This is a genomic window from Helicobacter trogontum (assembly GCF_000765905.2).
GTDB classification, from domain to species: Bacteria; Campylobacterota; Campylobacteria; order Campylobacterales; family Helicobacteraceae; genus Helicobacter_A; species Helicobacter_A trogontum.
This window is the reverse complement of the sequence record NZ_JRPL02000003.1, coordinates 16,546-40,619: the sequence shown is the minus strand read 5'-3', so window position 1 is coordinate 40,619 and position 24,074 is coordinate 16,546. Positions and strand designations below refer to the sequence as shown.

Genomic DNA, 24,074 nt, shown 5'->3' with positions numbered 1-24,074 from the left:
ATTTATATAAAAAAATTATTTTTTAGTGAATAAAATGTTCAATGATATTTAAGAAAATATTAGTTGCATACGCAAATATTTATAAAATCGTGCTAGAATTATCCCTTTCATTAGAGCTGTAATCAAGCATTTATGAAAGGAGCAGATTATGCAAAAAAGTATGCAATTATATATAGGGTTATTCTATGCTTTTTATATGCAAACATGGAATAAAATCATAAAAGCTAACATAATCAAAATACATCATTCGTTTTTGTTTGTAGCGATATGTATGATTATGTTTGCTCTTATGATTATAGGTTGCAAAGATTCCACACAGCAGACGCAGGAAGAAGCTACTTTAGAAGTTCAAGCAAAAAGTATCGTATCGCAAAATGTGGCACTTAATTTTGAGTATCCAGCGAGACTGAAAAGTATACAAAGTGTTGATGTGTATGCGAGAGTGCAAGGTATACTTTTAACCCAGAATTTCAATGAGGGGGATATTGTAAAAGAAGGACAATTGCTCTTCAAAATTGATCCTGTACGCTACCAAGCAAAAGTAAATCAGGCAAAGGCACAATATCATTCTGCAGAGGCAAATTTTGTAAGGGCGAATCGCGATTGGAAAAGGGTAGAGAGTTTGTATAAGCAGGGTGTATATACCATAGATCAATACGATACTTCAAGAGCAAATTACCTGCAAGCACAAGCAAATCTTGCAAGCACAAAGGCTGCATTAGAGGATGCTCAAATTGATTTAGGTTACACAAAAGTTATGGCAGGTATCAATGGGCGTATAGGTATGCGGAAACATGATGTTGGAAATCTAGTGGGTCAAAGCGGTCAAGATGTTTTGACAACCATTACGCAGTTAAGTCCTATATATGCGGAATTTTCTATCCCTAATAGAGATTATTATTTTATGAGAGGTTTAGAGGATAGTAGTATACAGGTTGAATTTGTATTGGGAAATGGTAAGACATATAACAAGATGGGTAAATTGGATTTTATCGATAGTGTATTGGACTCACAAACTGCTACAGTTAAAGCAAGAGCGATTATTGATAACAATGAATATAAGCTTGTACCGAATGAATTTGTACGCGTAAGATTAAAGGGTTTTGAGGTGCAAAATGCAATCGCAATTCCTCAAACTTCACTTTTACAAGACAAAGAGGGGAGTTATGTGTTTGTAGCCAAGGATAATAAAGCACAGGTTGCAAGGGTAACACTAGGGCAAAATCTTCCAAATAATGAAGTGTTAATTCTTGATGGGCTTAGTAATGGTGATATTTTGATTACAAATCAATTGCCAAAAATTCATGCAAATACACCTGTAACTCCGATCTTGCAAAACTCTGGAAACTCAAAGAGTGCAGATCTTATGAAACATAGCATGGAATCTAATCAAGCAGATGCTACACATAAAAAGGAGATTTGATGTCAAAATTCTGTATCAATCGTCCTATTTTTGCTATGGTCTTATCCATAGTAATAACTCTTGTTGGTGCGATTTCTATATTAATTTTACCCGTAGAAGAGTATCCCCAAGTTGTTCCAAATGAAATTGTTGTAAGGGCGACATACACTGGAGCGAGTGCTGAAGTCGTTGCCAATACTGTTGCAAGCATACTAGAAGATAGCATTAATGGTGTTGAAGGTATGCTATACATGAAGTCCTCATCATCATCAAGTGGAATGGTAAATATCAGCGTATATTTTAGTAATGACACAAATGCAGATATGGCAATGGTAAATGTTAACAATAGGGTGCAAGCTGCTTTGTCGAGATTACCTGCAGATGTCCAAAGAGTGGGTGTTAATGTGTTTAAAAAGTCTTCGACTTTACTTGCCATTTATGCGATGTATTCTGATAACACTATTTATGATTCAACTTATGTGGCAAACTATGCTTTGATTAATGTTGTTGATGAGCTTAAAAGAGTGCGAGGGGTAGGGGATGTAGTTGTTTTTAGCAGTCGTGATTATTCAATGAGAATTTGGCTTGATATTAATAAATTATCACAAAATCATCTTTCACCAAGTGAAGTTGCACAGGTTATTTCAGAGCAAAATGCGCAGTTTGCAGCTGGTTCATTTGGTGCAGAACCATTGAAAGGACAAGTTGCTTTTACATATTCTGTGACAACGCAAGGAAGATTTATTGATCCTGAAGAATTTGGTAATATTATTATTCGTTCTAATGCAGATGGAAGTTCACTAAGATTGAAAGATGTAGCAAGAATAGAGCTTGGTGCAAAAGATTATAGCGTAAGCCCACTTTTCAAAGGAAAAGATTCTGTTGGCTTTGGTATTGCAGCACAACCTGGGGCAAATGCACTTGATGTGGCTAATGGTGTTGCAAAGAAATTGCAGGAATTATCGGAGAATTTTCCAAATGGGATACAATATGAAAATGTATATGATACCACTACATTTGTTAGAATCTCTATCAAGGAAGTTGTAAAAACATTTATTGAAGCTATTGTGCTTGTTATTATCATTATGTATTTTTTCTTGCAAAACTTCCGTGCTACCATCATTCCTGTGATTGCTATCCCTGTATCCATTGTGGGTGCATTTGCAGGGATGTATATGCTTGGATTTTCAATCAACCTATTGACGCTTTTTGGACTTATTTTAGCAATTGGTATTGTTGTGGATGATGCTATTATTGTTATCGAGAATGTGGAGAGGATATTGCATACAGAGACAAAAGAAAATGGTGAGAAATATTCTGTAAAAGAAGCCACATTAAAAGCTATGAGTGAGATTCAAGGACCAGTTGTAGCAATTGTGCTTGTGCTTTGTTCGGTATTTATTCCAGTGGCATTTATTGGAGGTTTTACTGGTGCGATTTATAAACAATTTGCAATCACTATTGTTATTTCTGTAGTTATTTCTGGTTTTGTTGCATTGACACTTACACCCGCACTTTGTGTGTCCATCCTAAAAGCAAAAGCACACAAACCTTTTTATCTTGTAAAACGATTTAATGATGTATTTGATTGGCTTACATTTAAATTTGGCAAACAAATTGCAAAAGCATTGCGACATGGTATTCTCTTAATACTCTGTTTTGTTGCTATCATTGGTGTCACATGGGGACTTTTTATGAAATTACCAACAGGGCTTGTGCCAAATGAAGATAAAGGTCTTGTTATAACTTCATTGCAATTGCCACCCGCTTCATCACTTTCACGTACTATCACAGAAGGTAAAAAAGCATTGGCTTTATTTGAGCAGGATCCAAATGTGGATTATAGCTTTTTGATTGCAGGTTATGATATGCTTGCTGGATCTGCTAGAACAAGTAGTGCCACAATCTTTACAACACTTAAAAAATGGAATGAAAGAGAACAAGATTCAGCAAGTGTTGTGGGTAAATTCTATGGTTTATTAAATAAGCAATTGGAAGCAAATGCTATTGTGTTTGGCGCACCCCCTATTAATGGTTTATCTCTTGCTGGTGGATTTGAGATATATGTCCAAGATAGAAGTAATGGTACAATACAAGATCTTGAAAAATATGCAAATTTGATTGTTGAAAAGGCAAAACAGAGACCAGAATTAACACGTGTAAATAACATGTTTAATCCAAATGTTCCGCAGTACTTTATTACACTTGATAGAGAAAAAGCAAAATCTATGGGTGTAAATATAGATGATGTTTTCACTACGATGCAGAGTGTTTTTGGACAATATTATGTCAATGACTTTAATTTATATGGAAAAACCTACCAAGTGAATATACAAGCACAAAGTGAATTTAGAAAATCTCCAGAGGATTTAAGTAGAGTGTTTGTGAAGTCAAATAAGGGCGATTTGGTTCCCGTAAGTTCTTTGGTGGATTTCAAACGTGTTACTGGTGCAGACATTGTTGATAGGTTCAACCTCTTTATGAGTGCAAAAATAACAGGACAACCACAAGGTGATTATTCAAGTGGAGATGCACTAAGGGCGATTGAGGAAATAGCAAAAGAGGTGTTACCTCAAGGTTATACTATAGCCTATTCTGGTTCTAGCTATCAAGAAAAGAATACAGATGGTGCAGGGGTTATAGCCTTTGTTTTTGGAATTGTGTTTGTATTTCTTATTTTATGTGCTCAATATGAACGATGGCTTATGCCTTTATCTGTACTTACCGCTGTGCCATTTGCAGTTTTTGGTGCAGTTATTGCGACAATGTTGCGTGGTCTTGATAACGACATATATTTTCAAATTGGTCTTGTTATGCTTATTGCCTTATCAGCCAAAAATGCAATCTTAATTGTAGAGTTTGCACAGCATTTACATGAGAGAGAGGGAAAAAGCATTGTGGAAGCCGCTATAGGTGCAGCAAAACTTAGATTCCGCCCTATTATTATGACTTCTTTGGCATTTAGTATAGGTGTATTACCTTTAGCATTAAGTAGTGGTGCAGGAAGTGCAAGTAGACATGCTATTGGAACGGGTGTGATTGGCGGTATGATGGCGGCAACTTTTATTGCAATATTTTTTATCCCGCTTTTTTGGAGTTATGTAGCAAGATTTGGTGAATGGCTCAATAAAAGAAAAGGCTAAAGGCTTGATTGAAAGACTTGCGACCCTCTTTAGGCGTTGCAAGATTTTGAGAATGCACTAGGCAAAGTTTCCTTTTATAAGCTCTTATTGCTCTTTTTCTCTTTTTGTTGGCTTTAATCGTGTTATCCTCCAAAGAGTAACTTTTTAAAAGTGTTTTTCATTACCTCACATTATAGAATCTTAAAAATCATTTGGCAGCTATTGCTAGATGATTACAAATCAAAAATCTTTATATACATAATAGTAGCAAAGATAACTACATGAAACATCTAGGCTTAAGCGTTTGATACAAATATGAAATAACTTAGTAAATAAGTCTTATATACTCATTGCGTAAAAAACACTTAGAAGATTCCAAAAAGTCAAGAAAACCTAAATCATGCTTCATCAAATGTTTTTATGTTTGGTTTGTAAATACGTTGAAGTTTCTTTGATACCTTGCAAAAACTATATATAAATTATTTTTAGATCTTTTTTAATGTATCCACGTGATTTATGTGGTTTTGTGGATGGTTAATATATGTGAATGATAATTTATACAACATATTAGGATACACTTCGTCCAATTATAAGCAGTGAACCACCAAATGGTGCACTAAGGTTTTGTGGAAGATAATACTGAATTTTATTTTCTAGTCGACAAAGTCCAAGTAACGAGCTGTTAATAAGTGAAGGCGGTGGCGTATCACGTAGTTCTTCTTTGCTAGTTTTTTCACAAGATTCTACATAGCAACTTGTTTTCTTGTTTTGCATCATATGTGTGTTTATCTGCTGATTTGGGTTTGATTTTGCAGTATTACTAGATATTGATGTTATATTAAGATTGTTTATAGAATCTAATTGTTTATTTGGATATGGTGCAGAATGCAGTAATGCTCTAATCCACAACAATGGAGTGATAGAGATAAAAAAATATTTTGCACATACAATTTCAAATCCATTCTGTTTCATGAGATTTACAAGTTCAATCTTAGTGTATCTTCGTTTATGATGTACATGAACATCATGCATATTCCATAACCATTTGTGAGCAGGAACACTAAGTGCCAAAAGACTTTTTGTGTTATTTTTTAGCATACTTTTCATATTTTTTAATGCTTCAGCGTCATTATCAATATGCTCTAATACATCAAAAGCAAAGATGCAGTCAAACTCATCTTGAAAAGGTACGTCAAGCAAATCCATACAATACAGATCCTTTATACCATAGGTTTTAGCATATTCTAAACCTTGTGGATGGATTTCACCTAAAGCGATATTGCTAAATCCCTGTGATAAAAAATGTCTTGTAATACTTCCTGTGCCAGCACCTACATCTAGAATTTTTACATTTTTGCCACTATCTTGTGGATACAGACATGTGAGAATGCGACTTATTTCTTGATAAATAAACTCTCGTCTTGCAATATGCCAAAAATGTTTATTTTCAGCTAGATATAGCATATCCATGCCTTCACTAGGGAAATGAAAATCAGCATTAGTTTCTAATGCTTGTGATGCAGGGTGCTTGGAAGATGGGTTAGATAAAGAAGTATCATGAGATTTTTTAGCAAAGGTGTCTAATATGGGGGGGGGGGGGTGAAGTATGTAATGCCATTGATGATATGAGATTTTTTTATTTGCATAGTAACCTCATATTAAAATTCAAATATATCTTGCATACTATAAAGCCCACTTGGCTGATTTATAAGCCAAAGTGCTGCATGTAAAGCACCTTTAGCAAAAGTAGCCCTTGAGGTTGCATTATGTGTTAGCTCGATATACTCGCCATCTGCATAGAAACCAACAGTGTGTCGTCCAACAACATCACCACCACGAAGACTTAACACACCTATTTCATCTTTATTACGCAATGCTAGTCCTTCTCTGCCAAATTTTAAGACGTTTTCATCTAAATTTCGTGCAGTTGCGGCAGTTTTTGCAAGAGTGAGGGCTGTGCCAGATGGTGCATCTTTTTTATGCCGATGATGAATCTCTGTAATCTCAATGTCATAGTTGCGAAGTTGCGTACTAAGTAGTGCAACAAGCTTGTTTAACATAGCCACACCCTCACTCATATTTGTCGCATATAAAATTGGCATAGACTTTGCACATTGCTCTAAAAGCTGCATATGTGATGTCTGTAGCCCTGTTGTGCCAATTACAAGTGGCGTGGGATGCATCCTTGCATGTTCTAGTAAATTCTTAGTTGCTTCTGCACTTGAAAAATCAATGATTACCTGACTTGATTCTAAGAAATCAGTCATGTTGCTTGTAACAAGTGTATTGGCGGGAATGTTGTAATGCAGTTCATTACGCACGTACACGCTTGCTAGACTAGCTTGTTTACATTCTAGTATTTCATCAATTAATAATTTACCTACTCTGCCAGTTGCTCCAAAAATACCAACTTCTACCATTATCCACCCTTAATGTTTTTGTTCTAAATATGCAATAGCCTCAAGCGCTGCTTGTGCGCCATCTCCAGCAGCACATACAACCTGTTTTGGTGCATCTATGCGTATATCTCCTGCGGCAAATAACCCAGGCACATTTGTATGCATTTTTAGATCCACAATTACTGAACCATAAGAATCTACATCGCAAAGAAATGAACCATCTTTTTGCTGTAGAATTTGATTATTAACTTCATATCCAACAAATTCGAAAATAACTGGTACTTCCAATTTTTCTTCTTTATTTGTGCTGAGGTTTTTAATCATTAACGCATTTACACCATTTTCATCACCACAAATTTCTGTAACAACATAAGGGGTGAGGAAATTGATTTGCTCATTACTTTTTGCGTGCTGGACAGTTACTGGTGCTGCTCTAAAACCATCTCTTCTGTGGATAAGATGCACTTTTGAAGCAAACTTTGTAAGATAGATTGCTTCTTCTAATGCAGTATCTCCACCACCAAGCACAGCGACTTCGCGTTTTTTATAAAAGAATGCATCACAAGTTGCACATGTGCTAACACCTTTACCCCAAAATTCTTGTTCACCCTTAATATTTGACTTTTTAGGGCGACCACCCGTTGTGATAATGACACTTCTTGCTTCCTGAATCTCTTCACCTTTTCCAGGATTGTGTATGATATGAAAAATGTCACCATGTTTTTCAACACGTATAACTTCTGACATTGTATGTTTCAAGCCAAAACGAAAACATTGCTCCTGCCATGGCTCCATAAAGTCAATACCAGATTTTATCTCTTTAATTCCAGGATAGTTTTCAATTTCACTACTACCTGTAATTTGCCCACCTGGCATACCTTTTTCATACAAAATTACATCTTTTATGCCGCCTCGTGTAGCATATAATCCTGCAGATAAACCTGCGGGACCACCACCAATGATTGCTAAATCTATCATGGCTTACTCCTAAATATATGTTACAACAATGCGTTAATTTTTTCTGCAAGGACTGCTTTTGTAGTAGCACCAATAATCTGATCTACTACCTCACCATTCTTCATAAACAGAATAGTTGGGATACTGCGGATTCCAAATTGTGCACTCAATGCTTCCTCCTCATCAGTATTTACTTTACAAATGTTCGCACGACCTGCAAACTCATTTGCAAGCTCATCAATAACTGGTGCTAACATACGACATGGTCCACACCAAGGTGCCCAAAAATCCACAAGAGAAATGCCATTTTGTGTTACTTCCGCAAAATTACTTTGATTTAACTCAATATATTGTCCCATAATATGCTCCTCAAATACTATAAATATTGTAACCACTTTGTTATTAATTATTAATGGGTTAATTACAAAGCGGTACTGCATTGTAGCGTCTTAATATAAACATTACATGTTTTAGCAGGTAATTATTGTAATTCTATAATTATCTATATAGAATCTAAAATTTCTGCAACATTATCATCTTGTTAGGTAATGTTGCGCCTTTATACTATTGTTTTATTATATTTAGTCTTAAAGAATCTAGCTTTCAAAATTCTCATCAAATTAATTATTATAAATTTATATTCAAAGCTTCTGCCATGAGTTTTGCGATATGTGTAAATTGTGTATCCTGTATTTCCATATCATGAAAATACATTAAAGCAAGAGCGCCTTGATAGATAAGCATTGCTTTGCCATCTAGGGCTTGTGTGTAGTGTCTTGCAAGGGCACAAAATGGTGTATTGCCATCTTGATACATTAGATCATAAGCAAGTTTACTTTGCTGTAATAATGGGATTAAAAGCTCTTTTTGCATAGGTAGCATACCATTGACGCTAGCACTTGTTGCATTGACTATAATATCATAATTTTGCACTCTATCCTTTAAATCCATAAAACCTAAAGTCTCACCAAATTGACTAAAATATGCTAATTTTTCTGTACTGCGATTGGCAATTGTAAGATTAATATTGTTTTTATTTAAGATGGTTGCAATACTTCTTGCACTTCCTCCTGCACCAAGTAGCAAAACATGTTTTGGATTGTGATTTTTTATCGCACAATAAAAACCTTCAGCATCTGTGTTGTATCCTATAAGTTTGCCGTTTTTATGCACAATTGTATTAATTGCTCCAATATCATTTGCAATACCCTGAATATTATCAAGCATTTTAAAGCATGTTTCTTTGAAGGGTAGGGTAACATTTATGCCTGATAAATCACTTGATAGGATAAAAGAGGCTAAATCGCTAGGAGTTATATCTTGTGGAAGACAAAAACGCGTATAAAATGAGTTAAATCCTAGCTTTTGCAAGGCATAATTATGTATAAGTGGTGAGAGTGAGTGTTTTATCGGATTGCCAATAACAGCTAGAAGTCTTAATTGTTGCATATCTTGCATAGAATCTCCTTTTTATTTCTTGTGTATTTTATAATCATGAAGTTATACCACAAATATACACCATGACTCATAGTTACATAATAAAATAACTAAATATATCATCAAATACAATAACTTAACCTTACTGCAAAGAAATATCCATTTTAAAATTCTACATTTTAAACAATATTGTTCCCTATTGTTCTAAGAATTCGTAACATTATGTAATTTATTCTTTATATCTTTATTTTTATTAAGTCCTTTTTGGACATTGCTTTCTTATTTAGTTATTATTAACGCACTAGTTTTGGCAAGTACTAATTTTATTTTATAAAGGATGTATAATGAAAAAATATACTATGTCTGTTGTTTTGATATCAGCTTTGGGATTTAATTTTGCTCATGCTGGACAAAAGGGTGGTATTTTTGCTGGGCTTACAGGTGGCCTTAATTTTAATACGGTCAAAAAAGATTTAACCATAGCCAATGCTGGTCTCACTGCAACATCTATGTCTGTATCATCTCGTGGTAATTATATGTATGGTGTTAGGCTTGGGTATATAGCCGCATTAAATCCACAAAACGCATTTAGAGTATATGCTGATTTTAATTCAGGTGTTTTTTCGGTTGATAATGATGATTTCCATCATATGACAGCGGGTGGAGGACTTGACTTTTTATATAATTTTGGGAATGTGTTTGGGCTTTTTGTTGGAGCTGGATATAATTATGCTTTTGGAGAATTTATTGAATCTGGTAAAAATCCGCAGCCTGGTGCAGCATATATTAATTTTGGGCTTTCATGGACAATTCAAGAAAGAATTCGCATAGAGCTAGCAAGTAGATACCTATTCTCTAAATACCATGATTTGAATGGTAATTTCTCATTTGGCAATATTATGTATAATGGATCTATAACCACTAGCACTCCATGGCAAACCAGTATCAATATAGATTTTGTATTCTAGTGTTGTATTAAAATCAGTATGAAATTAGCGTATTTTTGATAAGTGTATATCATAAAATATGTGGTCATAGACAATTTTGTAAATCCTTTCGCCCGTATTATCCATGAAATTTTTCTTTCCATACCAAGTAACACTCAACAAAAGGCAGCATAGAATCTAGATTCCAAACATAATCCAAAATATATAAACTCTAAACAAACAAAACTCTATAATAAAAGTAAGATTCTATTTGGCTATGATAAGGCTAAGAAACATATAGCAAAAGAAAAAAGCGTCTATATTGTAGAGGGTTACTTTGATGTCATGGCTTTGCATACTATGGATGTAAAAAACTCTGTTGGAATCTGTGGGACAGCTTTGAGCAAAGAGCATATTGCATTACTTACAAAATATGATGATGTAAGTATCAATCTAGCCCTAGATAATGATAATGCAGGGAAAGCTGCAACACTTAAAGCAATTTCTCTTTTAATACAATATGAGCTTTATAATAGTTTTGTTGTATGTATAGATACAAAACAAAAAGATTTTAATGATATGCTCTTATACGATAAGGCTATATTCTCTGATCTAAAACAAGGGGGTAAAAGAGTAAAAAAAGTGCCTATAATAGCCTATAGTGTGCAAGAGATCTATAATAGAGTGCAACAAGGTGATAGCATAGAGATGAAAGCTAGGGTAATAAAGGAGGTATCCACACTCTTAAATAGCATTAAGGACAAATTTTTAGCAAGAGAATATGCCAAATTTGCCTCTAATCTCTTTGGCTTTGAAATCTCTTCAATACATACGCATAAGCACGCACAAAATCCACACACAAACATTCCATACTACAACCTCACAATCGCAAGAGTGCTAAAAGAAGCCTACAACAATAAAGAATACAAAGAGATACTAAGGCAAAATGCAAATCCTAGCTATTTTCACCCTTTAGAGGAGTGCTATGAAGCTTGTATGCAAGATAAGTTAAATCACACATTAGCACATATTGTATTTCATGATGAGTGTGTTATGCCCTATCATAATTTAAATGAGTTTATATCAGATTTAAATGATATTATAAAACATGCAAAAGAGAGGGAGAAAAAGAGATTTTTAAGAAGTCCTGCGAGTGTGCAGGATAAGATAGCCTATATCAGGACTTCTTTATAAAGATGATACAAGCTTTTTTGACTAATTACAATTTACTCCATCTCCATTGGTAAAATTATGCAGGTGTGCATTTGTGAGCTTTTTACCATTTGCACACTTCCCAGAGATTGCTACGCCATCTTTATATACAATTTCTAGACCTAAATTACCATTTTCATAATAATATTTTACAATACCATGTATCTTGTCATTTTGATATGGAGTTTCTTGTTGTAAATTACCATTTTCATAATAAACTTTTGAAATACCTTGTCTCTTATCATTTTGATATGGAGTTTCTTGTTGTAAATTACCATTTTCATCATAAGCTTTTGAAATACCTTGTATCTTGTCATTTTGAAATGGAGTTTCTCCCATCAAATTACCATTTGCATAATAAGCTTTTCCAATACCTTGTATCTTGTCATTTTGATATGGAGTTTCAAAGTTTAAATTACCATTTTTATAATAAGCTTTTCCAATACCTTGTCTCTTACCATTTTGATATGGAGTTTCTTGTTGTAAATTACCATTTTCATGATAAGTTTTTTCAATGCACCCACTTATTTTATCTTGATCATTTTGACATTCTTTGAGTGGATTTGCCTGCATAATCATAAAAGAGCTTAGACACAGATAGACAAATTTTTTCATACATACCCCTTATTTAGAATGGAGTAATTATAACATGCTTTTAGGATATTTTATTGTAGATCAAAGAATTCTATACATTTTTAAAAATCTTGCTTAGAATCTGCATAGATATACGATAAATATGCACCTAATGGTAATAATAGTCCTTAAGTTAATTTTTAAGATTTGAGAAACTAAACTATAGGTTAAGTCCTATTTGTTTCCCCATTAATATGTCTCTAAAATCATATAACCCTTTCAATATTTTTGTATGTTCAGGGGTTAATACATTACTACCATAAGTATCTGGGTATCGATTTAGTTTGGATATTGTCTTCTCTACTGCTTGTAGTGCAATTCCCATATTATAGGCGTTGCTTTTCCACATTGAAGGGATTAAACCCTTTGCAATAACCATATCCTTATTGCTTAGAGCACCGCTCATTGATTGTGTTGCTAAAGTTACTAGGGCGTCTTTTTGTGCTGATGAAAGATTTCCATATATCCGCGAAAAATCTGTGTCAAAATATTGTGTAAGAAAACCTAAGGCTTTATCTGTTCTATCGGGGGCATTTTCTCCTGCAAGTTTCTGTAGTGTGTTACTTATATGTGCAGCACTGCCAAAATCTTTACTCATATTTTTAGCTTCTTCTTTATGTTTTGAAAGAAAATAGGCTCGTGCGGCTTCTTTTTTTTCTGGGGTTGCATTTTCATCCCGTAATATTCCCATCATCTCTTGTGAGTATTGTGTATCTGTTTTTCTATCTTCATTGTTTATAGAAATACCAGCACTATACCCAACAGGACTCATAGGGTAATAACCATTAGCCAATATATTTGCGTATCCAATCGGAATTATTTCGCCGTTTTTGGTTGTAACTGTATCTTCTTTATTGTGTTGAGCTTCCAGTATTTTGCGTTGCATACTTGCTGATGTTTCACCTTGTGATGTAAGATAATCTGCGTTCTCATCATTTATTGAGTTTATTTTGTGTTGTCTATCCCTCTCATTTGTATTAACTGCTATATTTACTTCATTTTGCACAACATGTTGAAATCCATCTACATGTTTGTTGTGAGCGACTTGTTGGTTATGTCGCATTCTTTGTTGTGCTTGTTGGTTTGTTATTGGTATTCGTTTCTCGCCTTCTAATATATAATATGCGTTTTCCTCTCCGTATACTGGTTGCGTTTGATATTGAGCGTAATCGTTTTCATGATGTTGGGCATTTGCATTATTAGCTGCATTTTGGGATCTCACTCTGGAATTAGAAGTTTGTTGTTGTTCTAAATTTAGTCTTTCTTGATAGTTATTGCCTAGTTGCATTGCTCTTCTTTGCTCTTTTTGTTGTCCTACTCTATCATCAAGCGTTCTGCCTTGATATGCAATATCAAGATCATTGAGAGCTGTTTGCTGTCCAACTTGTTTTACTCTATCATTATGAGTAGCTTGTAAGAAAGCATTATTATGCTTTTGGGTTTGTATTTGCTCTTTTGTTGAAGCACGATTAAGCTTTGCTTGTTCTGCATTATGATAGTTTGCAATGCTATTATCTAAGCTTTGATTAAAATTCCTAAGAGCATTGCCAATTCCATTATTTTGCTGTGTGTTTATGGTATCACTATAGCCTTGTATAACAAATCCCATCGCCTTATTATTTCCGTCTCTAAACATATTGATCTCCTTATAATTAAATTAAACCTAGTAAAGCATACATAAAGCTCATCTAGTCGTTTTTATTGTATTTTAACTTTATCAGTAAAGTTTTTTAATATCTTATATTGTCTTCTTAGCTCACTATCTGTAATATCTTTACTCGTTTTGTTAGGACTATTAATATAGCTTGGCATGACATTTCCTATACCATTTCTAACAACTCGTATATAGTCATCCAAACCCATTAGCTCTTTACCTGAATAAGGTAGCAAATGATTACTATCTAAATGACATTGCATACAAGCTGTGCCATTAAAGGCATCATAGTTTGCATTGTATTTGGCTATTTGCATATTCCTTTCCTCTATTTCCCTATCTTTTATGTCTAATCTATCTTTTAATAAGGAGATCATACTTACAATATGATTTATATCCTTTTTCATAGCTGTAGAATCACTCCTTAAATCTTTTATTTGCATGTAAAATAGGATAAAAATTAGAGAAATAATAATCATTAAGATTTTAGTCATAGGATAAGTCCTTTTTTATGTAGAATGAGAGTAAGGTTTTGCAATGCTGTTTGTATGCTATATATCATATATAGCTCATAAGCTAGATAGGCAAAAGCTAGACAAAATATGAAAATGAGTATAAAATAATCAGATTTTTTCATTTTGTCTCCTTTGTTTGAGTGTTTATAGAATAGGAGCTATCTTTTATATCAGGCTTTGTTGTATGTGTCCTTGTATCTTCTATCTTTTGCACTTCACTAGCTTTTATAAAGAAGTCATCTTGGATAAACTCATCACCATATCTGCTTCTCATCATCTTGTAGGTTTCAAGCTTTAGGGCTACCCACACAAGAATAGTGATATTAAAAGGGGCTGCTCCTATAATAATAACAGATGTGATTTTGATTGTTTCATATTCACTTAAAAAATCACTTGAAAAAGCACTTAAAACGCTCCAAGTGATTATTATGCTTACAAAGAATTGCAAGGTAGCACTAAACACTAAAAACTTCCATTTAATATTACCTCTTTCATCTATAAAAAAAGACATGCCACGTGTTAGATACTGCAAAGAAAGATACACTGCAATACTAAGAAAAGGCACGATGAATACATAAAAATAGTTTGCTATAAAATCATAGATTGGTTTCACAATCACTCCTTTAATCCTTTTGAATGACACAAAATAGCAAAGAGACCTTAGAAAAGGTAGGGGAAAAGTAAAGATATGTTTTATTTTTATACAAAAGAACACATGCAGCATCATGCACTATTTTTTAGCTTTTTAAGGATTAGTTATATGTTATAAATATTTGGAGTAATAATCCCCTTTGCTTCTTTTGTGTCAATCAAAAGGATCTTAGAAACCTAAGCCTAAGGGGCTTAGGCTTTCCTACCATATTGTAATATAGCATACAAACGGACGCTAAAATACAATATATAACGTGTAAAGACATTCACCTTAATAGATTTCATAGACTCTAAAAACATTTTATCAGCTTCACTTCTTCGTACAAAACGATTATGTAGCTTAACAGGCAATTTAGCCTCATTTATTGCCACGTTATTCCATAATTCCTTATTCAAAAAAGCTACGCATAATCTGTCATGCAATACTGCTGGTTTTGTGTATCTACCAAAAGGAGGAAAGATACTCCAAAATATTCTAGGCACACTTGCAAAGTCTGTAATAAAGCCATTTTCTACTACAAGCAAACATTCATTATCATCTTCTAAATAATACGTAAAAGATTCTATAACCTGATAACTCTTACCATCATCTAAAACCTTAACATGCAATGGATCTCTGAACTTAGACATATCTATACCTTACTTTTACTAGTAGTTTTTTTTTGCTGTTGCTGCAGTTTTAGGCTGTGTATTTTGCGTAGTGGCTTGTTGTGTGTTGTTAGAAGCATCTTGGCTAGTTTGCTGCTCTGTTGTATTGCCAGATTCTGCAGTTTGCAAACTATTCATCATGACTTGCAATTGCTCTAATGCAAAGTTTGAATCAAACCTTGCATTAGAAAGACCTGCAATATCAAGAGCGTTTTCTAAAGCACGTATAACCTTTTGCCTATATCCAATCAAAAAGCTACTTGCAATTCTGTATTTTTGTGCTTTTTCTAATACTTTATTTGCAAACTCGTCTAAACCTCTTTCTTGTGCATTTGCCATTAATGCAATGCTTGTTGCTTGTGAGGCATCTTTTGTTTCAAGATAGATTTTTGCTTCTCTTTCTTGAGTTTCCCAAGAAATCATTTCAGATATTGGAGTAACTTCGCCCATAACAGCATTGATAATATTATTATATTCATTATTTGCTTTTTGTATATAAAGCCCTCTAACATGCTCTACATCAAGTATAAAGCTTTGTGTAGATTCGTCATAGATGTTACCAAATATAACCTCTTGTCTTTGATTCTCTGGAATGATGACAACTTTCTCATTTTTTCCATAGCTTTCTCTCTCTTCTTTTGTAAAAACATATAAAAGCTCATTTTGTATCCCAAGCACACCATAGACTACATCTTGCTCCGTAAAAATATCCTCATTGAATATAAAGTTATTCTCTCTATATTCTGTGCCAACTTTTACTTTGCCAACAAGCTCATGTGGAATGGGAACAACCAAAAGATCATTTTCATTCCATTCTGGCATGTCTTCTTGAGTAAAAATCCATGAAACTTTATTAGCAATAATATTGGCATAAAAAATCCCTGCAACTGCTTTCATTCTTATTCCTTAGAAGTGATATAACCAATTACGCCAAAGTCTTTCCCATGATAAATCGAGTTATGATTACCACCACTTTTAATAGCATCAAATACTGCTTTTCTTACCCCTATGATCTTATCAGCTGCAACAAGCGTTTTCCTGTTCATGTCTGCTTTTTGTGTTAAAAGACGAATATTGCCATTATTTGCATATATACATGCACTAGCACCAAGTAAAAAGCCAATTGAAGTGGCTTGATTATTTCCATGATAATCATTTACGCTCATGAGTTCAGCGTCTTTATTTACATATTTTGCAAACTGATTATTGTCTACCTCGCTATGAAGTAATCCTGCTTGTTCTTTGCTCCAAGTGGGAAGTTCTATAATCCAACAATTATCAATCTTACCTAAAAAACCTGTAAAGAATGAATGCTCTAAACCCTGATTATGATTGACTGCTTGCATTTCTCGCCATTCTGGATCACTTTTTAGCTGTTCTGCTTGATAACTATCAATAAAGAGGAGATATACTTTACTGATAAATTGTGCTTCACCCATAGTTTTTACTTGCACTCTTGTGGGTTTTATCACAAAGCTTTCTTTACCATCTAATCCAATGCCATTTTTAGCACAGAATATAAGCCTACGGATAGATTGCACACTGCATACATCACCAGCTGATACTTTTGCACACATACTTCTAACACTATCACCATTATTATAAGCATGAATACCATTTGCAGCAGCGGCTGAAGCACATACAACATTGGTAAGATTGTTTGTGAGATTTGCGATGATAAATCTATCACTTCTTTCACTAAACCATTGAATAAGATTTTCTTTACACTCTTTTATAAAGTCTATATTCTTTGTGTTTGAATAAATATCAATCTCACTTTGGAATCCATTTGCAATGACTTCTGGACTTAGTGTCCTTGCATACCAATCCATTTCATCAAGGTTATCAGCAATATTTGCATTCCCTATAACACCATCACCATAACTCTTGCCTTTTAATCTTGCAGTAAAAGGGCTTAAATCTGTGATTTTATATTGTCTTATTATTCTATCAGCACCACTTCCTGTGTAAAAGTCAAAAAGACTATCAGACCAATATCCTTTTTCTATATCACTTGCTATCTCTTCATTGACATAGGGATGTTGTCCTAAACTATCATATTTTATATGCTCATTAGCCATTGTATTTCCTTTTCCTAGATTTTAATTTAGACGCTTAATGTGTAATCTTTCATTCTGACTTCATTGCCAAACATGTGTAATCTAAAGATGATTTTGCCACCTGTTTGTGCTGCCTTAAGGTCGATAACAATAGGATATAATCTGCCCTTAGTGCTTAAACGAACAGATGAAGCATTGTTTTTTACCACACTTAAATCTATGTTGCTAATAAAGTAATTAGGATCATCTTTTACACCAATATCAAGGGTGCCAGTCCCTGCCTCTACTACTTCAATATCAATACCCATACAAATATGATTTTCAGGCAATGCACTAATGGTATTTATGCCTTGCTTTAAATCTGCTAGGTTGATTTCTTTTTCTTCTAAAAAAGCATTACATCTTACAAATTGCTCTATATATGTTGTTGCCATTTGTATTTCCTTTCTTTAAATTTTGCTTGCATTTGCAGTTACTTTAAGCCAAGCTAATTGCGTCTAATTCTTGCTTGCTTTGAGCTTGTGTTACCTTAATAGCTAGATTAATAAAGTTTGTCTCTAAGATTTGCTTAGCCTTTTCAAACTCCACAATACTTTTTTTCAGCTTTGTTGATACAACTTCTACACTCTCGCCACTAGATCTTGATAGCACTTTTAATATAGGTGTATGAATATCATTAAATGTGCCAAGATAACTCCTAATTTCAGAATCTAGTGCATGTCTCATACCATAATAGTTTGTTCCTAGCAACTCTTGTGCTTTGTTTAGCTTTCTTTGATACAGATCTGCTTGTAAAGCAAAAAGCTTTTCTTTTCTCTCTGTATCAGTAATTGGGATGGGTGTATTAATTTCTATATTTTGATCGGGAACATTTTGTCTTACCTCAATGGTTGGCGTTTGTGCTAAGTCAATGTTTGCATTTCTATCCTTATCTAGTGTTACAATCTTTGTCTCTGCGTCTATATTTACTATTAAATAATCAATGCCTAAGATATTAATACTATGTGCAACTTGCAAGGGGTCTGTCGTATTGACTACGATTTGTTTTGTGGCATTTTCTCCAACAGATTCTATTCGTTGTATGAAAACACTTGGGTTATAGCTTTGAATAGGCATTTTTTCTCCTTTATGTTGATGTGAAAATGAATGAGTGCCCTTGTAGTCATAAAAAAGAGTTATAAGAAGGAAGAAGATAAACTTATAACTTCTAGTTTATGACCGCAAGGACACTCCAATATCTTTTTATCTCCTGTTTATTGGGAGATCGCTATCGTTTAAATCAAGATCTAGCCCTTTTGCATTTCCAAATTGTGCATTTGTTTGTTTTGGGAGGTCTCTTTTTGACTTCCCTTCCTCTTTTTGTGCTCCACCTTGCATATACTCATATACTTTTTCATAAGTTTTTAATAAATCTCCCTCTCTTTCTAGCTCTTGCTTTTGTTTAGGGCTTAAATTCTCATTATAAAATTTCAATAGTTCGTCTAAATCAGCTTCTGGGTGTGCTGCAGAAAATGCAGTTTGTGCTTCCCAAATAGCTGAACCTTGTTTGTTTTGCTCTATTGTTTGCGTAAGCTCTTGCTTTCTTTGCTGCATAGGTCCTATTTTTTCTTGCACATATTCAACCTTTGCTTTTTCTACTTCAATAAGAAAAGATACCCTATCTTCAAAAAATAGCTCTTCAACATCTTCTGGCATATTTTCTGCATAAAAATTTGCAAAATCGCTATCTAGAGCACTTAAGCTCTCATTGAGCTCTTGTTCTAATACGCTTAACTCCTGTTCTTGTCCTTTAGTGTCAAAAGGATTGCTAGGCTTTAAAGCTGGGGCTGCTTCTCCTGCTCCTTGTGGGGGAAGTAATGGCTCTTGTTCTTGTTGTTGTAGCATATTGTTTTCCATTATATAATCCTTTCTAGCTTATTATTTCTTAACATCGCATTCCCAAAGCTATCTTTTTGCACATAAACAATCTCACCTTGTTTAATCGTATAGATTCTTCCGTGTATGCGAATACTTACATCTTCTTTTGCCTTAAAACAAAAGCAATTAATGCGATGGATTATGGTGTCTTTGTCTCTAAAGAAACCTTCTAAATACGTCATAAAGCTATCAAATACGCTACTTTGCATGAATTGATTTAATGTCTTTTTTTCTTGAGAGCTAAGAGAGTTCTTAAAGCTTTCAAGATTTGTATGTGTATGGGACATGCTTGCATCTTGCATTATTGCTTGTTCTTTCTTTGTGGCTTTCTTTGCTTCCTCTTTGTTTTCAGTTGCTGCTTCTAAAAGTGTTTGTGTCTGCATTATTGCTTGTTCTTTCTTTGTGGCTTTCTTTGCTTCCTCTTTGTTTTCAGTTGCTGCTTCTAAAAGTGTTTGTGTCTGCATTGCCATATTGCACTCCTTAGGCTATATTTGCTATAAGTTTGTTTAGCGTCTCTATGAAATCATCATGCTTTATTTCTTTTTCAAAGTTATTAATGAGTTTAAACTCATCTACTGCATTTTTAAAAAGCTTTGTATTATATTTCTCGCCTACTAAAGCCTTATCAAGCTCATTTATAAAGCTCTCATGTAGTAAAGCTGCTTTAAGATGTAATAAAGGTTTTAAAGCTAGATCAAGGCTTAACTTGCCCTTACCCTCATGTATATATAAAATACCTAAATTACTATCATAATGGTCTCTACAAGTATTGATAGGAAGCTTGTTAGTGTTTTCATAGACATTAATTTGCGTTCCATAAGCATTTTTTAATACTGCTTTTGTTACATTAAAGTCTAATTCACGCATATCCACTTCAATATCCTTTCTAGCTTTTTGACCAAAGTCTAGCAAAAAAATAAAATAAAAAAAATATCGGTGAATATTTGCTCTTTTATGTACCTTATATATTCTAGTTATTGGAGTTATTTTGTATTTTAAGTTATAGAAATCTAAAGTATCTCTATATTAATTGGATTATTCTAGTAGTCATATCTATAAATTGCTTGACTTATATATTCAGTATAGAAAATATAAAATTATTTTTCATTGTTCCTAGATAGAATCAAAGAGTATATGTTATAGAGCTATTGACAAATCCTTTGCCATTCATATTGCCTTGTATATTCATTATAAACTTGTGCTTGATGACATGAAGTTGTGCCTAAAGGGGGAAGTTGTGGGCTTTCAATAGGTGCTATGCTTGGGGGAGTAATAGGGCATACTCTGGGTGTGCATACGGGACGCACCTCATAACTCTTCTGACAAACTGCCTCAACATGTCCATTCACACACATACATTCACAAGCACTATAAAGCATACCCACTTGCATACCGCAAAGAAAAAATATCCTAAAAAACATCATTATATCCTACAACAAGCTAAAAGGGAAGTTACACCCCTTTTTTATGTATTATTTAAAGCTACAAACGAGCATTAAAAAGTATATCATAGTCTATGTCGATCTATTTTAACCCTTTTCCGATATTTGCTTTGAAAAAAATTTATATCATAATTTAGTATAACTTTAAAATAGGGTATTGTATGACTAAAAGCGAAAAAGAGTTATTAAAAAAAGAGATTAGAACCTATTATGAAACACATTATGAAGATACAAAGGCTGTCGCAAAGCTTTTTAAAGTTAGTGAAAGAACGCTTTATAATTGGATACAAACAGAGAATTGGGAAAAAGGCAAACTTATCAAACACACAGAATTAAAAGCGATCGCAAGAAAGCTCTTAAGTGATAAAGATATATTGGATAATATAGGCGTAGCAAAAAATGCTATAAAAAACAACATGAAAGAAAACATGAATAGCCTTTATAGTATATATGAGGAGAGGATACTTGATAATACTGCTGATGAGCTTTTACTAAAAGCTATGAGTGAGACTTTTATACATACCCAAATCACAAAGACTGCACTAATAGCACAAAGCGAGTTTAATCGCCTTGCTAGTCTTAGTGTAAATTCTAGCACGCCTAATCCTAGAGTTATACAAGCAGCAAAAGATGTGGTAGGTATCTTTACTGATATGAAAAAATGCTTATATCCTAACCAAGATAATACGCAAGTCAATATTAAAGCGATTTTAAATAATGGCGTCATTTCTAACGAACAGATAGCAAGCCTTACAGATGATCAGATACGAGAATATCTGGGAAATGAAAAGCTATAGGGTATGCAAACTCAAAGCACTTACAGAACAAAACTTGAAGCAATAGATAAAGACATAATCGCAAGTATGTTTATGGCTGCATGCGAACTCAATGAAGTCTATAATGAAGAGGCGTATTATTTATTCCTCTCAAGTTTTATTTTAAATAGCAATGATTTAGCACTCATAGAAGAAGAAGCACAATTTCTCACAGAAAAAGAGATACAAATACAACTCATAGAGATTGAAGTCTGGTATAACAATCAATTTATAATTGATTCTGAAAGCAAGACTAGACGCCCAAAAGATGAATGGTATCCTGCGATTGGAGTTGGAGAAGATTCTTATAGTGGGAGCATTACTGATGCATTGAGAGTTTTAAACACAGAAAAAGCTAAAAAAATACAAGCAATACAAGACAATAAAGACAATATCAAGCAAAATAACGTAAAAAAACTCAAAAAAAATAAAATTGTAAATGATTGGATTTATATCGGTGAAAAAAATGTATTTGACACTCACTTAAAATATCAGAGCACATGGACTTATAATGATGTGTTGCTGTATTTTAAGGAGTATGGATTTCCACTAAAAAGATTAACTCAAATACAAGAGCTAGAAAACAATCTCAATGTATGCAGAGTGCGTCATATCTTGCGTAACGATATTATGATTGATGAGGCAATATTGCTTGCATTACTTGAAATGCAAGAAAGAAAAAGTCATTTTGAAAAAGTCGCAGATGACAAGAAATTTTGGCAAATCTTTATGATTATTGTTGGTGCTATTGTATCTGTTGTATCACTTCCATTTAGCTTTGGTCAAAGCCTTTGGATTTTTATCCCCGCTATTGTGAGTGCAGTTGCGGGAGTGTCTAGCTCTATTGTAGGGGGTGTGAATATGATATTAGATTCTATAAACGCAACAGAGCTAAAAGAAATCACACAGCAAACAAATGATTTAATGCTAAAGAATATGCCTCATACTGCTAACTTCATAGACACTACCATAACTGATCCCTATGCGATGTATGCCAATGGGAGATTATGGGAGCAAGGTGGAGCAGGTAAAGAAAGATATGATGCTATAAAAGTGCATGAACCATATAATGCCCTAGATGATACATTTGGCGATTCTTCTATGTATGATGCACTCAATTATAAAAATAGTGGAGAGAAAAAGGCAGGAGGGGAACAATACTTAAGCAATCTTTATAGAGATGGAAAATGGAGCAATCCAAGCAGTTTTAAAACTCTATTAAATGGGGAAATACCTATATATCTTTCTATGCGAAACAAAGTTGTAGAAACATGTTTTAAGTGGCTTACCCAAAATGACTTAGGCACATATTACCTTTATGAAGACAATCCAGAAGACAGCAAAAAGAATATTGATAGATACCATGCCATAGAGTTTGAGCATGTAAATGATGTTATGGGTTTTACTGATATTATTGCAAAATATAAATATGTTGATGATTTTGGCACTATGGCAATAGTAGGTTATATCCATGATGTATCAACTTCATGGGATAAACAAGAAGATGAGAAAACACAAACAAAAAACCATAACATTACAGAACACGCAAACATTATCTCACTTGGGATAAAAAAAGAGGTTTTGCAAGGAAAGGATATAGACATATTTGTGTTTATAGACTCGACAAATAAGATTCCAATTCGCAGTGAAGCAAGTTTTCCAAAACAAAATAGTGGCACTAAGTATTATCACATCATGAAACCTATAAAAGACGTCTTAGAGCATGGCAATAGAATAGTAGATGAGAATCTCTTCTATGAATGTGAATATGAGCTGTATAACTATGGGGGCAAGGAAGTAAGATATTATACAAGCATAAAAGAGAGAGACAAGCAATACATACTTCCTATTACGTCAATAGAGATAGAAGCCCTTAAATGTTATAAATACTTTATAAGAGAAGAGGCAAAGGCTAGAATACGCTTTAAGGCTAGAACTTGCTCTATAAATTACGCTAATAAAGACTTTAGAAGAGAAGAGTTGCAAACAGAATGTAAGCCCTACATTGTTACAGAGGAAATGAATATGCACGTATATAGATATTTTGATAGGAATACAAAGTTTGCAGAGCTAAGTATTTTGGATTATGCCCTATCAGAGATAGCTTCTAATGGTTTTGTAGAAGTAACAATCTATCATAAGAACAATGATGAGATAACTATGCTAGGAGCTGATTTTATAGATGGGACAACATATTTTGGGATAAGCCCATTTTTAAGTGCACAAAGGAGTATCACCGCATTTTAAGCCGACATAGATTTTATAAAGGGTTTTTTATATACTT

The 24,074-nt window shown here is 33.7% G+C and carries 25 protein-coding genes and 1 pseudogene; 7 read left to right on the top strand and 19 right to left on the bottom strand.

Annotated elements, in window-relative coordinates; all coding sequences use genetic code 11:
* The first annotated feature begins 148 nt into the window (after window positions 1–148).
* Window positions 149–1,423, top strand: coding sequence for an efflux RND transporter periplasmic adaptor subunit (locus tag LS81_RS02065; protein ID WP_199769757.1), 1,275 nt, complete (start codon window positions 149–151; stop codon window positions 1,421–1,423).
* On the top strand, window positions 1,423–4,545 hold the full coding sequence (locus LS81_RS02060; protein WP_034344785.1) for an efflux RND transporter permease subunit: 3,123 nt from the start codon (window positions 1,423–1,425) through the stop codon (window positions 4,543–4,545). The genes LS81_RS02065 and LS81_RS02060 overlap by 1 nt, the downstream gene beginning before the upstream one ends.
* 546 nt (window positions 4,546–5,091) lie before the next feature.
* Here LS81_RS02060 and LS81_RS02055 read toward each other — a convergent pair.
* From LS81_RS02055 to LS81_RS02035, 5 genes are all read right to left on the bottom strand, one after another.
* Complete coding sequence (locus tag LS81_RS02055) at window positions 5,092–5,988, bottom strand: class I SAM-dependent methyltransferase (protein ID WP_233715918.1); 897 nt, start codon at window positions 5,986–5,988, stop codon at window positions 5,092–5,094.
* 194 nt (window positions 5,989–6,182) lie between these two features.
* Window positions 6,183–6,944: a 4-hydroxy-tetrahydrodipicolinate reductase gene (dapB, locus tag LS81_RS02050; protein WP_034345549.1), complete on the bottom strand. Its 762-nt coding sequence runs from the start codon at window positions 6,942–6,944 to the stop codon at window positions 6,183–6,185.
* Between the two features lie 9 nt (window positions 6,945–6,953).
* On the bottom strand, window positions 6,954–7,901 hold the full coding sequence (trxB, locus tag LS81_RS02045; protein WP_034322315.1) for a thioredoxin-disulfide reductase: 948 nt from the start codon (window positions 7,899–7,901) through the stop codon (window positions 6,954–6,956).
* Window positions 7,902–7,921: 20 nt separating this feature from the next.
* On the bottom strand, window positions 7,922–8,239 hold the full coding sequence (gene trxA / locus LS81_RS02040) for a thioredoxin (RefSeq protein ID WP_034322312.1): 318 nt from the start codon (window positions 8,237–8,239) through the stop codon (window positions 7,922–7,924).
* Between the two features lie 268 nt (window positions 8,240–8,507).
* Window positions 8,508–9,338 (bottom strand): shikimate dehydrogenase, encoded by an 831-nt coding sequence (locus LS81_RS02035; RefSeq protein ID WP_034345547.1) that lies wholly within the window; start codon window positions 9,336–9,338, stop codon window positions 8,508–8,510.
* A 323-nt stretch (window positions 9,339–9,661) separates the two neighbouring features.
* Here LS81_RS02035 and LS81_RS02030 point away from each other — a divergent pair, with 323 nt between their 5' ends.
* The 3 genes and pseudogenes from LS81_RS02030 to LS81_RS02020 all read left to right on the top strand — a co-directional run bounded on the left by LS81_RS02030 (window position 9,662) and on the right by LS81_RS02020 (window position 11,437).
* Window positions 9,662–10,285 carry a hypothetical protein gene (locus tag LS81_RS02030; protein ID WP_034345546.1) on the top strand — a complete coding sequence of 208 codons (624 nt, stop codon included), beginning with the start codon at window positions 9,662–9,664 and terminating at the stop codon, window positions 10,283–10,285.
* Window positions 10,286–10,453: 168 nt separating this feature from the next.
* A pseudogene (locus LS81_RS12465) lies at window positions 10,454–10,522 on the top strand (hypothetical protein); the annotation flags it as partial.
* A complete protein-coding gene (locus LS81_RS02020) occupies window positions 10,508–11,437 on the top strand; it encodes a toprim domain-containing protein (protein WP_419664273.1) in 930 nt (309 codons plus the stop codon). The pseudogene LS81_RS12465 and the gene LS81_RS02020, both read left to right, overlap by 15 nt.
* A gap of 21 nt (window positions 11,438–11,458) precedes the next feature.
* On the opposite strand, the gene LS81_RS02015 is transcribed toward LS81_RS02020, so the two are convergent.
* The 14 genes from LS81_RS02015 to LS81_RS01955 form a co-directional block, all read right to left on the bottom strand.
* The gene (locus LS81_RS02015) at window positions 11,459–12,070 is read right to left on the bottom strand and encodes a toxin-antitoxin system YwqK family antitoxin (RefSeq protein WP_034345542.1); all 612 of its coding nucleotides are present in this window, start codon (window positions 12,068–12,070) and stop codon (window positions 11,459–11,461) included.
* Window positions 12,071–12,248: 178 nt separating this feature from the next.
* Complete coding sequence (locus LS81_RS02010) at window positions 12,249–13,724, bottom strand: hypothetical protein (RefSeq protein WP_034345540.1); 1,476 nt, start codon at window positions 13,722–13,724, stop codon at window positions 12,249–12,251.
* A gap of 62 nt (window positions 13,725–13,786) precedes the next feature.
* Window positions 13,787–14,236, bottom strand: coding sequence for a hypothetical protein (locus tag LS81_RS02005; protein WP_034345538.1), 450 nt, complete (start codon window positions 14,234–14,236; stop codon window positions 13,787–13,789).
* Entirely contained in the window at window positions 14,233–14,379 is a 147-nt protein-coding gene (locus LS81_RS11195; protein ID WP_158659411.1) for a hypothetical protein, read from the bottom strand. The genes LS81_RS02005 and LS81_RS11195 overlap by 4 nt, the downstream gene beginning before the upstream one ends.
* Complete coding sequence (locus tag LS81_RS02000; RefSeq protein WP_034345535.1) at window positions 14,376–14,870, bottom strand: hypothetical protein; 495 nt, start codon at window positions 14,868–14,870, stop codon at window positions 14,376–14,378. Before LS81_RS02000 ends, LS81_RS11195 begins: the two co-directional genes overlap by 4 nt.
* Before the next feature lie 230 nt (window positions 14,871–15,100).
* Window positions 15,101–15,538, bottom strand: a complete 438-nt coding sequence (locus LS81_RS01995) for a DUF1353 domain-containing protein (protein ID WP_034345532.1) — start codon at window positions 15,536–15,538, stop codon at window positions 15,101–15,103.
* Between the two features lie 18 nt (window positions 15,539–15,556).
* Complete coding sequence (locus LS81_RS01990; RefSeq protein ID WP_034345529.1) at window positions 15,557–16,453, bottom strand: hypothetical protein; 897 nt, start codon at window positions 16,451–16,453, stop codon at window positions 15,557–15,559.
* Window positions 16,454–16,455: 2 nt separating this feature from the next.
* Window positions 16,456–17,637: a phage capsid family protein gene (locus LS81_RS01985; protein WP_034345526.1), complete on the bottom strand. Its 1,182-nt coding sequence runs from the start codon at window positions 17,635–17,637 to the stop codon at window positions 16,456–16,458.
* A 26-nt stretch (window positions 17,638–17,663) separates the two neighbouring features.
* Window positions 17,664–18,050: a hypothetical protein gene (locus tag LS81_RS01980; RefSeq protein ID WP_034345523.1), complete on the bottom strand. Its 387-nt coding sequence runs from the start codon at window positions 18,048–18,050 to the stop codon at window positions 17,664–17,666.
* 43 nt (window positions 18,051–18,093) lie between these two features.
* Window positions 18,094–18,732 (bottom strand): hypothetical protein, encoded by a 639-nt coding sequence (locus LS81_RS01975; RefSeq protein ID WP_034345520.1) that lies wholly within the window; start codon window positions 18,730–18,732, stop codon window positions 18,094–18,096.
* A gap of 126 nt (window positions 18,733–18,858) precedes the next feature.
* Window positions 18,859–19,512, bottom strand: coding sequence for a hypothetical protein (locus tag LS81_RS01970; RefSeq protein WP_034345517.1), 654 nt, complete (start codon window positions 19,510–19,512; stop codon window positions 18,859–18,861).
* Window positions 19,512–20,003: a hypothetical protein gene (locus tag LS81_RS01965; RefSeq protein ID WP_104696504.1), complete on the bottom strand. Its 492-nt coding sequence runs from the start codon at window positions 20,001–20,003 to the stop codon at window positions 19,512–19,514. Before LS81_RS01965 ends, LS81_RS01970 begins: the two co-directional genes overlap by 1 nt.
* 10 nt (window positions 20,004–20,013) lie before the next feature.
* Window positions 20,014–20,400, bottom strand: a complete 387-nt coding sequence (locus LS81_RS01960) for a hypothetical protein (protein WP_138069867.1) — start codon at window positions 20,398–20,400, stop codon at window positions 20,014–20,016.
* Window positions 20,401–20,678: 278 nt separating this feature from the next.
* Window positions 20,679–20,954 carry a hypothetical protein gene (locus tag LS81_RS01955; RefSeq protein ID WP_233715919.1) on the bottom strand — a complete coding sequence of 92 codons (276 nt, stop codon included), beginning with the start codon at window positions 20,952–20,954 and terminating at the stop codon, window positions 20,679–20,681.
* Between the two features lie 182 nt (window positions 20,955–21,136).
* On the opposite strand from LS81_RS01955, the gene LS81_RS01950 reads away from it, so the two are divergent.
* Window positions 21,137–21,772, top strand: a complete 636-nt coding sequence (locus tag LS81_RS01950) for a hypothetical protein (protein WP_034345561.1) — start codon at window positions 21,137–21,139, stop codon at window positions 21,770–21,772.
* 3 nt (window positions 21,773–21,775) lie between these two features.
* Window positions 21,776–24,037, top strand: coding sequence for a DUF4231 domain-containing protein (locus tag LS81_RS01945; RefSeq protein ID WP_034345559.1), 2,262 nt, complete (start codon window positions 21,776–21,778; stop codon window positions 24,035–24,037).
* Window positions 24,038–24,074 lie beyond the last annotated feature (37 nt).